Raw genomic sequence first — 13,617 nt, 5'->3', positions numbered from 1 at the left:
AATTATGAGCACAAAAATTGGAATTAACGGTTTTGGCCGTATCGGAAGAATAGCATTCAGAATTGCTATGGAAAACAAAGATGTTGAAGTAGTTGGGGTAAATGATTTGCTGGACGTAGAACATTTAGCCTATCTTTTAAAATATGATTCAGTTCACGGGAAATTCAAAGGAACTGTTGAGGTGAAGGATGGAAATCTTGTTGTAAATGATAAAACAGTTAGAGTAACTGCAGAGCGTAATCCGGAAGACCTTAAATGGGATGCGGTAAATGCAGAGATCGTTTTAGATTGTACCGGAATATTTACCGATATGCCTGGTGCTCAAAAACATATTACTGCCGGAGCTAAGAAAGTGGTAGTTTCCGCTCCATCTAAAGATATCCCAATGTTTGTTATGGGAGTTAACCATAAAGATGTGAAACCGGAACAAACCATCGTATCCAACGCTTCTTGTACCACCAACTGTTTAGCGCCATTAGCTAAAGTTGTTAATGATAACTTCGGAATTATTGAAGGTTTAATGACAACAATTCACGCCACTACCGCAACTCAGTTAACTGTAGATGGTCCTTCAAAAAAAGACTGGAGAGGCGGAAGAAGTGCTTTGGTTAACATTATACCATCCTCAACAGGAGCAGCTGTTGCTGTAGGGAAAGTTATTCCGGAATTAAACGGAAAACTAACCGGTATGGCATTTAGAGTTCCTACCGCAGATGTTTCTGTAGTAGATTTAACGGTACGTACAGAGAAATCTGTTACTTACGATCAACTTAAAGCTGCATTTAAAAAAGCTTCTGAAGGAGAATACAAAGGAGTTATTTCTTATACAGAGGAAAGTGTTGTTTCCCAGGATTTCGTTTCCAATGCATATACATGTAATTTTGATGCTGGAGCCGGGATCGCTTTAAATGACAATTTCTTTAAACTGGTGGCCTGGTATGATAATGAATACGGATATTCTGCAAAATTGATTGAATTAGCTGCACATGTTGCAACTGTTTAAACTTTTTTAAAGAAATAAATTTCAAAGGCTGTTTTTAAAAGCAATTTTAAACCTTGCAATTAAAACGGCCTTTTTTTATAAATTAAAGAAATTAAGATGATATTAATTGCTGATGGAGGTTCTACCAAATGTGACTGGATCCTTTTAAATAATAAAGGGGATCAAATTTTTAAAACACGTACCAAAGGATTGAACCCTGCCGTGTTTCCGGAAAATATGCTGGAGCAAAGAATCGAGGAGAACACGGACTTGCAGGAAGTGAAAAGCAAAGTAGAGCGAATTCACTTTTTTGGTGCCGGATGCGGTACAGAAACCCCCAGGAAATTACTTGAGGATATCATAGCAAATTTTTTCACCAATGCTTCGGAGGTATTGGTAAAAGAAGATATGGTTGCTGCCGCTTATGCAGCCACCACAGAACCCGGAATAGTTTGTATTTTAGGTACAGGCTCCAATAGTTGCTTTTTTGACGGTGAAAATATTGAAATGGCAGTAAATTCACTTGGATATATCTTAATGGATGAAGCGAGTGGAAATTACTTCGGAAAAAGACTCCTCCGCGATTATTATTACAAAAGAATGCCGCCGGATTTAGCCAAAAAGTTCGAATCTGAATACAATCTGGATTCCGATGAAATAAAGCGAAATCTTTATAAAAAGGAAAATCCAAATACCTATCTCGCAAATTTTGCTGAATTTATTTTCAGCAATGAGAGAAATGGTTATTTCTATAAACTGGTTCACGAAGGGATTCAGGAGTTTATCCATTCCCGGGTGTTAAGTTTTAAACAAGCACAAAATGTGCCTATACACTTTATAGGAACCATCGCTTATTTTAGCGAGGATATTATAAGGGCAGTTGCCCAGCCATATCATCTTGAAATTGGAAATATCATTAGAAGGCCCATAGATGCACTTATTGAGCACTATCAAAAAAACGTTTTAAAGGGTTAATCCCAAGGTTTATAAATATTAAAAAAACTTTTAAAGGCATTTATTTCATTCAGATTTAAGTGCTTTTAGAAGTTTTTTGTTTTATTCTGAATGGGAATTACACGAGATATTACGCCCTGTAAGGGCTTGGAATTTTAATTCCTCCACAACTTTTGAGAATGATCCCTTTTTCCTGCTGGTTATTTTTTAGATTATTCTGAATAAAACTCATAACCAATACATTCCATAAATTTGACTACATTTAAGTAAATCAAATTTAAAATGCTTGTAAAAGTTTACGGAAGTGCTGTTTTTGGGGTGGAAGCAACCACAATTACTGTAGAGGTAAATGTGGTTCCAGGAATTGCATTCTACCTTGTTGGATTGCCGGATAGTGCAATAAAGGAAAGCAGCTACCGCATTGCAGCTGCACTTCAAAATAACTCTTATAATTTTCCGGGTAAAAAAATCACCATCAACATGGCTCCTGCCGATCTCAGGAAAGAGGGTTCGGCCTACGATCTCACCTTAGCCCTTGGGATTCTTGCCGCCTCCGGGCAAATTAATCATTCCACAATTGCAGAATATATTATTATGGGAGAACTTTCCCTGGATGGAAGCCTTCAGCCCATAAAAGGAGCGCTGCCTATTGCCATAAAGGCAAAAGAGGAAGGTTTTAAAGGTTTTATTCTTCCCAAACAAAACGTGAAGGAAGCCGCTATAGTAAGTGATCTTGAAGTTTATGGAGTAAGTAATATCACCGAAGTTATTCAGTTTTTCGACAAAAATGTTCCCTTGGAACGAACTGTGATCAATGTTCGGGAAGAATTCTATAATGATTTGGAACACCTGGAGCACGATTTCGCCGATGTAAAAGGTCAGGAATCTATTAAACGATGTATGGAGATCGCCGCTGCTGGTGGGCATAACATTATTTTAATTGGACCTCCGGGAGCCGGGAAAACCATGCTTGCCAAACGCCTGCCCAGTATTTTGCCACCTATGACCATTCGGGAAGCCCTGGAAACCACCAAAATTCATAGTGTAGTGGGAAAAGTTAAGGAAAACGTAGGTCTTATGTCTCAAAGACCTTTCCGAAGCCCTCATCACACAATTTCTGATGTCGCCCTTGTAGGCGGAGGTGCATATCCGCAGCCCGGGGAAATATCCCTTTCACATAACGGTGTGCTGTTTCTGGATGAATTGCCGGAATTTAAACGCGGAGTTTTGGAGGTATTGCGACAACCCCTGGAAGATAGGGAAGTTACAATTTCAAGAGCGAAATTTACTGTAACCTATCCTTCCAGTTTTATGTTGGTTGCAAGCATGAATCCAAGTCCGAGTGGTTTTTTCAATGACCCGGGATCTCCAATGACTTCTTCTCCTGCAGAAATGCAGCGATATTTAAGCAGGATTAGCGGCCCTTTACTGGACAGGATCGATATTCATATTGAAGTTACTCCGGTGCCTTTTGAGAAACTGAGTGAAGAACGAAACGGAGAAACCAGTCACGAAATAAGAAAACGGGTTACCAAAGCAAGGCAGGTACAAACCCTTAGGTTCGATGATAATGAAAAAGTGCATTATAATGCCCAGATGAGTGTTAAACAGATCAGGGATTTTTGTCAGCTCGAAGAATCTTCAAAGCAACTTTTAAAAACCGCCATGGAACGATTAAATCTTTCGGCAAGAGCCTATGACAGGATCTTAAAAGTTGCAAGGACCATCGCCGATCTTGAAGAGACAGAGAATATTCAGGGTGCACATATAAGTGAGGCCATTCAATACAGGAGTTTGGACCGTGAAGGCTGGCTGGGTTAAAAATTTCACACTTTTCTATAGCTTAGCTTAGATTTTAATACATTTGAAAAATTAATCCCATTTCCGAAATATTTTTCAAAAATGAAAAGATCCCTGATAGTCCTCTTGCTGATTTTATTGATTGGTTGTAAAGGTGAAGACCGTAACAAAGCTGAAGAAAAAGGTAAAATTAATGCCGACAGTATTACAAAATCTGATATTTCTCTTGATGATCTTATCAATGAAGAGATCGTAGAGCTGAATTTGGAACAGGCAAATAAGCTTGCAGCCTTACCGCTTGACTGCGTAAATACCGTATATCCAAATAAATTGGGACAAACCCTGGGTTCAGAAAAAGATCTTAAATCTCCGAAAGAGCTTCATCCTGCCTTTTATGGATGTTTCGACTGGCATTCCTCTGTACATGCGCATTGGTCCCTCGTGAAATTATTAAAGCATTTCCCCAAACTTGATCGCGCCAAAGAAATTAAGGAAGCACTCGAAACTTCCCTGTCAAAAGAAAATATTCAGGCAGAAATCGCTTATTTTAAAGGAGAACATAACCAGGATTATGAACGAACCTATGGCTGGGCCTGGCTTTTAAAACTTTCAGAAGAACTTTATGCCTGGGATACCGATATGGGGGCAGAACTTTCAGCAAATATAAAACCACTTGCAGACTTAATCGTGCAGCGTACAACAGAATTCCTGCCTAAACTGAATTACCCAATAAGGGTAGGGGAACACACGAATACCGCTTTTGCCTTAAGTTTTGCTTACGATTACGCAGTTGCTACAAAAAATGCAGAATTCAGGAGCCTGATAGAGGAAAGAGCCAGAGATTTTTATTTAAAGGATAAAGCATGCCCTATGGCCTGGGAGCCAAGTGGGTTTGATTTTCTCTCCCCTTGTTTAGAGGAATTAGATCTAATGAGAAAGATTTTACCAAAAGCTGCATTTTCTCTGTGGATGGATAATTTTATGCCCCAGCTTAAAAAATCTGATTTCACATTGATACCCGGTGAAGTTTCAGATAGGAAAGATGGAAAATTGGTGCATTTGGATGGATTAAATTTTAGCAGAGCCTGGGTTTTTTATGGTTTGGCAAATCAGTACCCGGAAGATTATTCTCATTTAAGAAAGCTGGCAGATCAACATATGCAACATTCCTTTCCAAATCTTGTAGGAGATAGCTATGAAGGTGGTCACTGGTTGGGCAGTTTTGCCTTATATTCCCTACAGGAATCAAAAGCCAAAAAGTGAAAAACTGGTTAAAAAATGTAGGTCCGGGAGTATTGGTCTCGGCTGCGTTTATTGGTCCGGGGACCGTTACTGTTTGCACACTTGCAGGGGTTAATTTTCAATATGCCCTTTTATGGGCATTATTACTTTCGGTAATTGCCTGCGTGATCCTTCAGGAAATGGCTGCCAGGCTTGGGATCATTGCGCAAAAAGGTTTAAGTGAATGCATTCGGGAAGAAATAAAAAACCCGATGTTAAAAGTTCTGGCCATCATTCTTATATTTTCTGCAATTGTAATAGGAAACGCCGCTTATGAGGCGGGAAATATTACGGGTGCTGTATTGGGAATAACGGCAATCACTTCTCCCTTGACCCTCGAAATAGGTGATTTCACCCTAAATTTATGGAGCGTTATTGTTGGCGCAATTGCATTTGCCTTGCTGGCAATAGGAAATTATAAAATCCTGGAGCGGGTTTTTATCGCGCTGGTTGCATTGATGAGCATTTCCTTTCTTATTACCGCATTTCTTACCAAACCTGATTTTTTTCAGGTTTTAAAAGGATTGTTTATACCAACTACCGGATCTGCAGGGATATTAACGGTAATTGCACTTGTAGGAACCACCGTAGTGCCTTATAATTTATTTTTGCATGCTTCTCTTGTTGGCGAAAAATGGAAGTTGCCTTCCGACCTTAAAATAGCCAGAAGAGAACTCAGCATCGCTATTGTGCTGGGTGGCCTGGTTTCTATGGCCATTGTTATTACCGCTGCGGTTCCCAATTTAGATACTGTTACTTCTGCTGCTGATCTGGCCGTGGGTTTAAAGCCTTTATTTGGGGACTATGCTACCTTGTTTATCGCGGTAGGCTTATTGGCCGCCGGGATTACTTCTTCCATCACAGCTCCATTGGCAGCTGCTTATGTGGTAAAAGGCTGCCTGGGTTGGGAAAAAGGATTAAAATCCCTTAAATTTAAATCGGTTTGGGCCGTAATCCTTTTAATGGGAGTGTTTTTCTCTTCCCTTCAGTTAAAACCAGTGGAAATAATACAGTTTGCACAAATCGCTAATGGCTTGCTACTGCCCATAATAGCAATGTTTCTATTCTGGATAGTTAACCGGTCTTCGGTTATGGGGAAATATCGCAATACATTGAGGCAAAATATTTTGGGCATTGTTATAATTGGGATCACCATTTTTCTGGGGGCGAAATCTATTTATACCGTTTTAGAGGGTATTTAAAAAAACAGTAATATCCGGTAAAAAGGCAAAATCGTTCGGCCGTCCCGGTGAAACTGCAAGAACCAAGAAAAAAGACTTAATTTTAATCGACTGATAAACATTTGGTTATGATTTATATTTTTTCAAAACACTTTTATTATCGAAATAATTGAAAAATTCAGAAAAATAAGGTTTGTTTCCTAAAAATCCCATTGGAATGCCCAATGAATGTGTGGTTTCAGCCTTCACAATAATGTTAAAAAAATGATAACTTATGAAATATATACACATCAATTGTGATCTTGGGGAAGGAGGAGAATATGATGCGCAGTTAATGCCCCTCATCTCGGCCTGTAATATTGCCTGTGGCGGTCATGCTGGTACGGTAGAAAGTATGCACGATACCGTTGTTCTGGCAATGGAGAATAATGTTGAAATGGGCGCGCATCCGTCCTATCCTGATAAGGAAAACTTCGGAAGAAAAACGCTTGCGATGACTCCTGAAAATTTACAACAAAGCCTGGTTGCTCAAATTCTTAGCTTGAAGCAAATTGCCGAAGCTGAAGGTGGAAAACTCACCCATATTAAACCGCATGGCGCGCTTTATAATGATGCCGCTATTGATGAAAAAGTCGCTCAGATTGTTATAGATTCTGTACTGGAATTTGAAGATAAATTCCCGATTTATGCACCACAAAATTCTATGATTTCCCGTCTTGCAGGAGGGAAGATCGAAGTCGTTTTTGAAGCATTTGCAGATCGGAATTATGAAGAAAATTACCAGCTGGTTTCCCGTGATAAACCAAATGCTTTGATCACGAAAAAAGAGGCTGTTTTTCAACATCTTTTTTTGATGTTTACTGAAGGGAAAATACGATGTGAAAACCAAAGGAATATACATTGTAATGCATCTACATTTTGTCTTCATAGCGACACCTCGAATGCGGTGGAAATATTGAAATATTTACAGCAGAGATTCAGGAAGAAAAACATCGAAATTTTACGTCAATGAAAAATGAATATCCGGAAGTAAAAGTTATGGGGGAGCGGGCAATTTTGATTGAATTTAAGCCTGAAATCAATGAAGAACTACTGGAGAAAATTCTGTTTCATAAAAAAGTGATAGAAGAATATTATATTGAACCAATAGTTGAAGTAATAAATACATATAGCTCATTAATAATTTATTATGTATCGTATATAGAGAATGTCTATAGTGAGGTTTTGACTGTAAAAGAACTATTGAACACACCGAATATACCAAAAAAAGTTAACTCTCTGCTTTACAATATTCCAGTATGCTATGATCCTGGTTTTGGGTTGGATCTGGAATTTTTGGCCAATCAAAAAAAATGTTCTGTTGCAGAAATAATAAGCCTTCATACCCAGCCAGTTTATACCGTATATTTTATTGGTTTTTTACCCGGGTTTTTATACCTGGGAGGGCTCGATAAAAAGCTTCATATTTCCCGTAAGGAACAGCCCAGAATGAAGGTGGAAAAAGGGGCTGTTGGAATAGGTGAAAACCAGACCGGAATCTACCCTAAAGCCAGTCCCGGTGGATGGCAAATTATAGGCAAATCACCGGTTGATTTCTTCGATAGAAATAGCAAGCCTCCGTGTGAAATTGGCGCTGGCGATAGAGTGAAATTTTATAGCATATCGAGAAAAGATTTTGATGAGATTTCAGATGAAATATATTCAGGTAATTTTCAGATAAAAAAGGAAATTTATGAAGGCTGAAATTGAAGTTTTACAACCGGGTTTATTTTCCACTATTCAGGATTTGGGACGTTATGGATTTTTAAAATATGGGGTTCCTTTAAGTGGAAACATGGATAGTTATGCATCCAAAATGGGGAATCTTATTTTGAACAATCCGGTTAATTCGGCTGTGCTTGAAATTACCCAGATGGGCCCAAAACTAAAATTTAATGCTAGTGCAAAAGTTGTAATCACAGGAGCCGATCTTTCTCCTGAAATCAATAAAATTCCCGTTGCCAACAATACCATATATTTCATCAATTGCCGGGATGTACTTACCTTTGGGAAAAGAAAATCGGGTTGCCGGGCATATCTTTCCATTAGCGGTGGATTTAAAACTTCTGAAAGTCTTGGGAGCAAAAGCTGGTATGAGGGAATTACGGATTTCTCAAAATTGGAAAAAGGTATGAAGTTGGCTTTTGAAAGTGCTTCTGCTTTTTATGCTGCACATGCTGCGGTAAAAATAAATTCGGAATATTTATTTCAAAAAGAATTTCATGTTTTCCCCGGGCCGGAATATAGTTTATTGAGTTTAAAAGAAAAGGAATTACTTGCTTCCATAGAATTTTCGGTAGATAAAAAAAATAACAGGATGGCAATCCAGCTTCAGGAGCCGATAGAAAATAACCTGAGTCCAATTATTACCGGACCCGTAATTCCGGGTACTGTTCAATTAACCCCTTCAGGAAGTTTGATCGTATTGATGCGGGACTGTCAAACAACCGGTGGATATCCAAGGATATTTCAGTTAAGCGATAAAGCCATGAATGTAATTTCTCAAAAGGTTTTGGGAGATAAAATCTTGTTTAAGATGGATTCAACTTTTATCAAACAATAATCTTTTTCCAAAAAATATCAGGCGGTTAATTATAGAAACTTCCATAAATGAAAAAGTGCCGTTATGTGATTATTAGCTTCTTTACAGCCCTACCTGCAAATTACTTACCACCTTAAACGACACTTTTTAACTTAAAAATCTTTAGGTAACTAAATTATATATACGAAAGTAACCTTATTGCCTGGCTGACACAAGGGGGTTTTTCCCCTTTTTTAATCCCTCCTTGGATGTTTAATCCGACTAACGGACGGGCAGGCTTGCCTAAATTCAAGCGGGCGGACCTCAATTTTTTTTAAAGTTTTTATAGTTCAAATTTATGGGCTCCACGTGGTTTTTGAATTGATTAGAAGCTTTAACCTGAAAGAAATTGGTTAAAATAAAAAGTGCCGTCCAAAATCAAATATTTTTAGCCCTACCTATTAATATTTTTTGTTACAGACGACACTTTATTTTCCCCCAAAACACTTTAGCTAACTAAAGTGACAATAAATACGAAATTAGTTCAAGAAGAAAAGTACTACAAGGGGATTTTTCCCCTTTTTTAATTCTAAAGAAGATTTAACCTAAATATTTTTTTATTTTTAACTTAACTTAATTTTAGGAAATAATGTAATATGAAATGAGCATAACGGAAACGCGATACAAACACCGATGAAGATATGCGATTTACATATTACCAATGAAAAACAATTAAAATTCTACCTATGAATCGTCCAAAGAAATGTATTAGTGTTGAAGAGGCCAGGGGGCTTCAGAATAACTGGAAAAACTCCAGGGGAAAAGAGATCCTGCGTGGTCAGGGATATGAAGACACCCGGGAATTTTCCTTTAGCGTTGAAGAGCTTCAGGAATATCTTGATTATGTTAAGGAAAAATCCAGGGAACAGGGGATCGAAAACCCTGGAATTAGAATTTATTTTGCTGCTTATCCAAAAAACGGCCCAAAGAAAAGTTATAGCACTGTTTTTCTTGCGCCTACAAAAGACGTTGCTGCCCTGGAAACCGAGGGAGAGAGCGGAAATAATTATGAAATTGAACCTTTAAATACTGTTAATGGCGGTAGGCCACCTACAGAATATTAAAATATATAGGAATTGTTAGAGTACTACTTAGAAACTATATTTATAGGGCACTTTATTGAATTTATCGCCGCATTGGCAGGTACCTACTATTTATTAAAAACTCCGCTTACGGAAAATTTAACACGACTGTTTGTATATTTTTTATGGTTAACGGTGTTTGTTGAAGTTGTTGGTTTATATTCTGCATATGCATACTTTTCTGATTATAAAAACCTAGAATTTTTAAAGGATTCCCCATTTGAGAGAAATTATTGGTTGTATAATTCTTTTCATGTACTGTCCTTTATGATGTATTTTTTCTTTTTTATTTATCAATTAAATCCAGTGAAATTAAGGCGTATTTTGGCTTTTATAGCAGTTTTTTTTGCGATTACAGAAATTGCAAACCTCCTTTTTTCCGGAATTTTCTTTAACTCATTATCCGCGTATGCTTCAGTTGTGGGAACCCTTATTTTAATAATTTGCATTATGGCCTATTATTATGAAATGCTGAGAAGTGACAAAATTCTGGGTTTTTATAAAAACCTGGCATTTTATGTTTCGGTTGGGGTATTGATCCGGTATCTGGTTGTAACTCCTTTATTTATTTACAGCAAATATTTCACTGCTGCGAGCCCGGATTTTGTAGGCATATACGGCTTAATTATTAATGTTTCCAATGTATTTATGTATGGAATGTTTATCATAGGATTTATAATTTCCGCCAGGAAAAGTAAGTCAATTGGGGTGAAAGTGGTTTATTGAAATTTTTAGTTTTTTGTATTCTCCCGGAAAGTGAGGATTTATAGGAAGTAATGATTAAAATTTAAAATATATGGAAGCAATTTGTTGAAAATAAAAAGTGTCGTCCAAAATCAAATACTTATAGCCCTACCTATTAATATTTATTTTTGTGAAAGACGACACTTTTTCCCCCAAGAACACCTTAGTTAACTAACCCCAAAAACACTTTAGCTAACTAAAATGACAAGACTAAAGTAGTTTATATGGAAAAGTGTTACAAGGGGATTTTCCCCCTTTTTATTGATTGTACATAAGATTTAAGCTAATTATTTTTCTATTTTTATCTTATCTTAACTTAATTTCAAGAAATAATTTACCGTTACATGGAAAAACCAAAAAAATGCATTAGCATCGAAGAGGCGCGGAAGGAACGGGACGAATGGGTACGCACCCGTGGGAAAGATATACAGGAATGTGGGGGTTATGAGGATACCCGTGAATTCTGGTACAGCCTGGAGGAATTACAGGAATACCTGGATTATGTTCGGGAGAAATCTAAAGAACAGGGCGTGAAGAAACCTGGAATTCGGTTTTATTTAGGGGCTTATCCTGCAAAAAAGGATAAAAAAGGCTATGCTACAATATTTTTGGTACCTACAAAAGAAGTTGCGGAAGAAGCGGAAAGTACTGAAGAAGTTTCCGGCCCAAATAATTATGAGATTGAGCCAATGAATATTACCCACGGTGGTTATCCTCCAACTAATTATTAATGAGAGATTTTGGATTTCTGGTACTTATACTTGAAGGTGTTGCTGCTGTTTCCGGGCTTTTTTATTACAAAAGAAACCCGACTGATAAGGCCGTCGGGTTTTTTTCATATTTTTTATTGCTTACATTTTTTGTAGAAGCATTAGCTTTAATTCCGGCAGTAATCTATTTTAATGAGCAGTTGCATTTTCTTAAAAACACTTTTTTGTACCGAAATTTTTGGCTTTATAATCCTTACCTTATTGTCAATTTTTGTACTTATATTCTATATTTTAAATGGAATGTTTCTAATGATAAAATAAGGGATATTATTAATAAAGGTTTGATCTTGTATGTTATAATCAGTATTGCCAATTTAATATTTTCAGACATATTTTTTCAAAGTCATTCTGCAGTCACGTATATGTTAGGAAGTTTTTTTCTGTTAGGAGTGATTTTCTATTATTATTTTGAAATTTTATTAAGCTCTAAAATTTTAAATATAAAAAGGGAAATCAGTTTTTATATTTCCTTTCCTGCGCTTTTACATTTTTTAACGACCGCCCCTATTTTTATTTATTATAAGTATTATACGACTACAAGTCCGGGATTTGTGGAACTGAGTAGTTCGGTTATAATTGGTTTGAATATTTTTATGTATAGTTCTTACGGCATTGCCTTTATATGGCTGGCCAACAAGAAAAAATTGTCCCCTAAAAATTTAAAAAATGCTCTCTAACGAAGAACTCTTACTTATCATATACTTTATTGTGGTAATTCTATTGCTTACGGCTTTTGTGATCGTGTTTTTTGTAGTGTATCAAAGACGAAAAAATAAAATGGTGCAAGAGCAATTTGAGGCTGAAAAACGCTTCGAAAAGGAGCTTACCCAATCCAAACTGGAGATACAGGAACAAACTTTAAAGAATGTAGGATGGGAACTGCACGATAATATTGGGCAATTACTGTCTGTGGCTAACATGCAGCTTAATATCCTGGCAGGCAGGATTGAAGAGCCGGAAAAGTCTGCTGTAGCAGAAATAAAGGACGTGGTGGCAAACTCGCTTCAGGAAGTGCGTTCCCTTTCCAAATCCCTTAATAATGAAGTGATTGATTATGCAGGTCTGGAAGCTTCAGTTAAAAATGAACTTTCCCGATTTAAAAGGCTAAATATTCTTGACACCAAATTCCTTATTTCAGGAGAAAGTATGGAACTCCCTCAAAAAGATGCTATTATCCTATTCCGGATCCTTCAGGAATTTTTTAGCAATGCTATCAAGCATTCCAAAGCGAAAAAACTTGAGATAACCTTTTGTTACACACTTTCAGAATTAAAAATTCGGGCTTCAGATAATGGAACCGGTTTTAAACCGGAGGAAGTACAAAAAAGCTCCGGCCTTTTGAATATGAAAAGCAGGGCAAAACTTATTAAAACCGACTTTAGCTTAAAATCCTCCAAAACTATGGGAACTTGTTTATCTTTACTTTATCCAATCAGGAAATAGAATAAAAATGAATAAAACCATCGCGATTGTTGATGATCACAATCTTTTTGCGCAATCCCTTAAAGGTCTTGTGAATTCTTTTCAGGAATATGAAGTCCTGGGAATATTTAAGAATGGACAGGAACTAATAAATTATTTTTCTGCCAATAAAAAACATCCGGATATCGTTTTGCTGGACATTCGAATGCCGGTTTTGAACGGTATTGAGACTATGGCGTGGCTTAAGGCTAGCTATCCTTCTCAAAAAGTGCTGGCTTTAACTATGGAACACGAAGAAGAGATCATTATTAAAATGATTAAAGCTGGTTGCAGGGGTTATTTGTTGAAAGATATAGAGCCAGATGAATTCTTTTTTGCACTTAATTGTGTTAGCTCTTCTGGCTATTATATGAATGAAGACTTTTCTACCGCACTAAAATGTCCGGATGAAAAAACATTTAAGAATTTTAGTTCGCGGGAGGTTGAATTTATCAATCTGGCTTGTAGTGAACGCACCTATAAGCAGGTAGCAGATGAAATGAACCTTAGCCCGAAAACCATCGATGGTTACCGGGAAGCTTTGTTTCAAAAGTTGGATTTAAAAAGCAGGGTAGGGCTGGTTCTTTTCGCGGTAAAAAATAAGATGGTAAGTTTTTAGCCCTATATTATTTCCCTTTCGTGCGCAAATCTGGTTTTTTCTTCCCTGGGATACCATCTACACTTGTTTTTCGTTATTTTTTATTTTATAGCAACTCTTGAAAGATTCTGTTTTTCTGCTTTT

At 37.0% G+C, this 13,617-nt stretch carries 14 protein-coding genes; all 14 read left to right on the top strand.

Annotated elements, in window-relative coordinates; all coding sequences use genetic code 11:
* Window positions 1-4: 4 nt before the first annotated feature.
* The gene (gene gap, locus ACKGJN_RS05440; protein ID WP_409538434.1) at window positions 5-1,003 is read left to right on the top strand and encodes a type I glyceraldehyde-3-phosphate dehydrogenase; all 999 of its coding nucleotides are present in this window, start codon (window positions 5-7) and stop codon (window positions 1,001-1,003) included.
* A gap of 96 nt (window positions 1,004-1,099) precedes the next feature.
* Window positions 1,100-1,957: a BadF/BadG/BcrA/BcrD ATPase family protein gene (locus tag ACKGJN_RS05435; RefSeq protein WP_409538433.1), complete on the top strand. Its 858-nt coding sequence runs from the start codon at window positions 1,100-1,102 to the stop codon at window positions 1,955-1,957.
* Between the two features lie 261 nt (window positions 1,958-2,218).
* A complete protein-coding gene (locus ACKGJN_RS05430; RefSeq protein ID WP_409538432.1) occupies window positions 2,219-3,757 on the top strand; it encodes a YifB family Mg chelatase-like AAA ATPase in 1,539 nt (512 codons plus the stop codon).
* Between the two features lie 81 nt (window positions 3,758-3,838).
* The gene (locus ACKGJN_RS05425; RefSeq protein WP_409538431.1) at window positions 3,839-4,999 is read left to right on the top strand and encodes a DUF2891 domain-containing protein; all 1,161 of its coding nucleotides are present in this window, start codon (window positions 3,839-3,841) and stop codon (window positions 4,997-4,999) included.
* Window positions 4,996-6,219, top strand: a complete 1,224-nt coding sequence (locus tag ACKGJN_RS05420; RefSeq protein WP_409538430.1) for an Nramp family divalent metal transporter — start codon at window positions 4,996-4,998, stop codon at window positions 6,217-6,219. The genes ACKGJN_RS05425 and ACKGJN_RS05420 overlap by 4 nt, the downstream gene beginning before the upstream one ends.
* 253 nt (window positions 6,220-6,472) lie before the next feature.
* A complete protein-coding gene (gene pxpA / locus ACKGJN_RS05415) occupies window positions 6,473-7,210 on the top strand; it encodes a 5-oxoprolinase subunit PxpA (protein WP_409538429.1) in 738 nt (245 codons plus the stop codon).
* Complete coding sequence (gene pxpB / locus ACKGJN_RS05410; RefSeq protein WP_409538427.1) at window positions 7,207-7,941, top strand: 5-oxoprolinase subunit PxpB; 735 nt, start codon at window positions 7,207-7,209, stop codon at window positions 7,939-7,941. Before pxpA ends, pxpB begins: the two co-directional genes overlap by 4 nt.
* On the top strand, window positions 7,931-8,800 hold the full coding sequence (locus tag ACKGJN_RS05405) for a 5-oxoprolinase subunit C family protein (RefSeq protein WP_409538426.1): 870 nt from the start codon (window positions 7,931-7,933) through the stop codon (window positions 8,798-8,800). The genes pxpB and ACKGJN_RS05405 overlap by 11 nt, the downstream gene beginning before the upstream one ends.
* 704 nt (window positions 8,801-9,504) lie before the next feature.
* Window positions 9,505-9,882 (top strand): hypothetical protein, encoded by a 378-nt coding sequence (locus tag ACKGJN_RS05400; RefSeq protein ID WP_409538425.1) that lies wholly within the window; start codon window positions 9,505-9,507, stop codon window positions 9,880-9,882.
* A 12-nt stretch (window positions 9,883-9,894) separates the two neighbouring features.
* Entirely contained in the window at window positions 9,895-10,626 is a 732-nt protein-coding gene (locus ACKGJN_RS05395) for a hypothetical protein (protein ID WP_409538424.1), read from the top strand.
* Between the two features lie 362 nt (window positions 10,627-10,988).
* Window positions 10,989-11,375 (top strand): hypothetical protein, encoded by a 387-nt coding sequence (locus ACKGJN_RS05390; RefSeq protein WP_409538423.1) that lies wholly within the window; start codon window positions 10,989-10,991, stop codon window positions 11,373-11,375.
* Entirely contained in the window at window positions 11,375-12,091 is a 717-nt protein-coding gene (locus ACKGJN_RS05385; protein WP_409538422.1) for a hypothetical protein, read from the top strand. Before ACKGJN_RS05390 ends, ACKGJN_RS05385 begins: the two co-directional genes overlap by 1 nt.
* Window positions 12,081-12,857, top strand: a complete 777-nt coding sequence (locus ACKGJN_RS05380) for a sensor histidine kinase (RefSeq protein WP_409538421.1) — start codon at window positions 12,081-12,083, stop codon at window positions 12,855-12,857. The genes ACKGJN_RS05385 and ACKGJN_RS05380 overlap by 11 nt, the downstream gene beginning before the upstream one ends.
* Before the next feature lie 7 nt (window positions 12,858-12,864).
* Complete coding sequence (locus ACKGJN_RS05375) at window positions 12,865-13,494, top strand: response regulator (protein WP_409538420.1); 630 nt, start codon at window positions 12,865-12,867, stop codon at window positions 13,492-13,494.
* The last annotated feature ends 123 nt before the right edge of the window (window positions 13,495-13,617 follow it).

The sequence above is a fragment of the Gillisia xinjiangensis genome (assembly GCF_046298265.1).
Classification (GTDB): Bacteria; Bacteroidota; Bacteroidia; order Flavobacteriales; family Flavobacteriaceae; genus Gillisia; species Gillisia xinjiangensis.
Note: the sequence above shows the minus strand (reverse complement) of the source record. Positions and strands in the feature narration are given on the sequence as shown.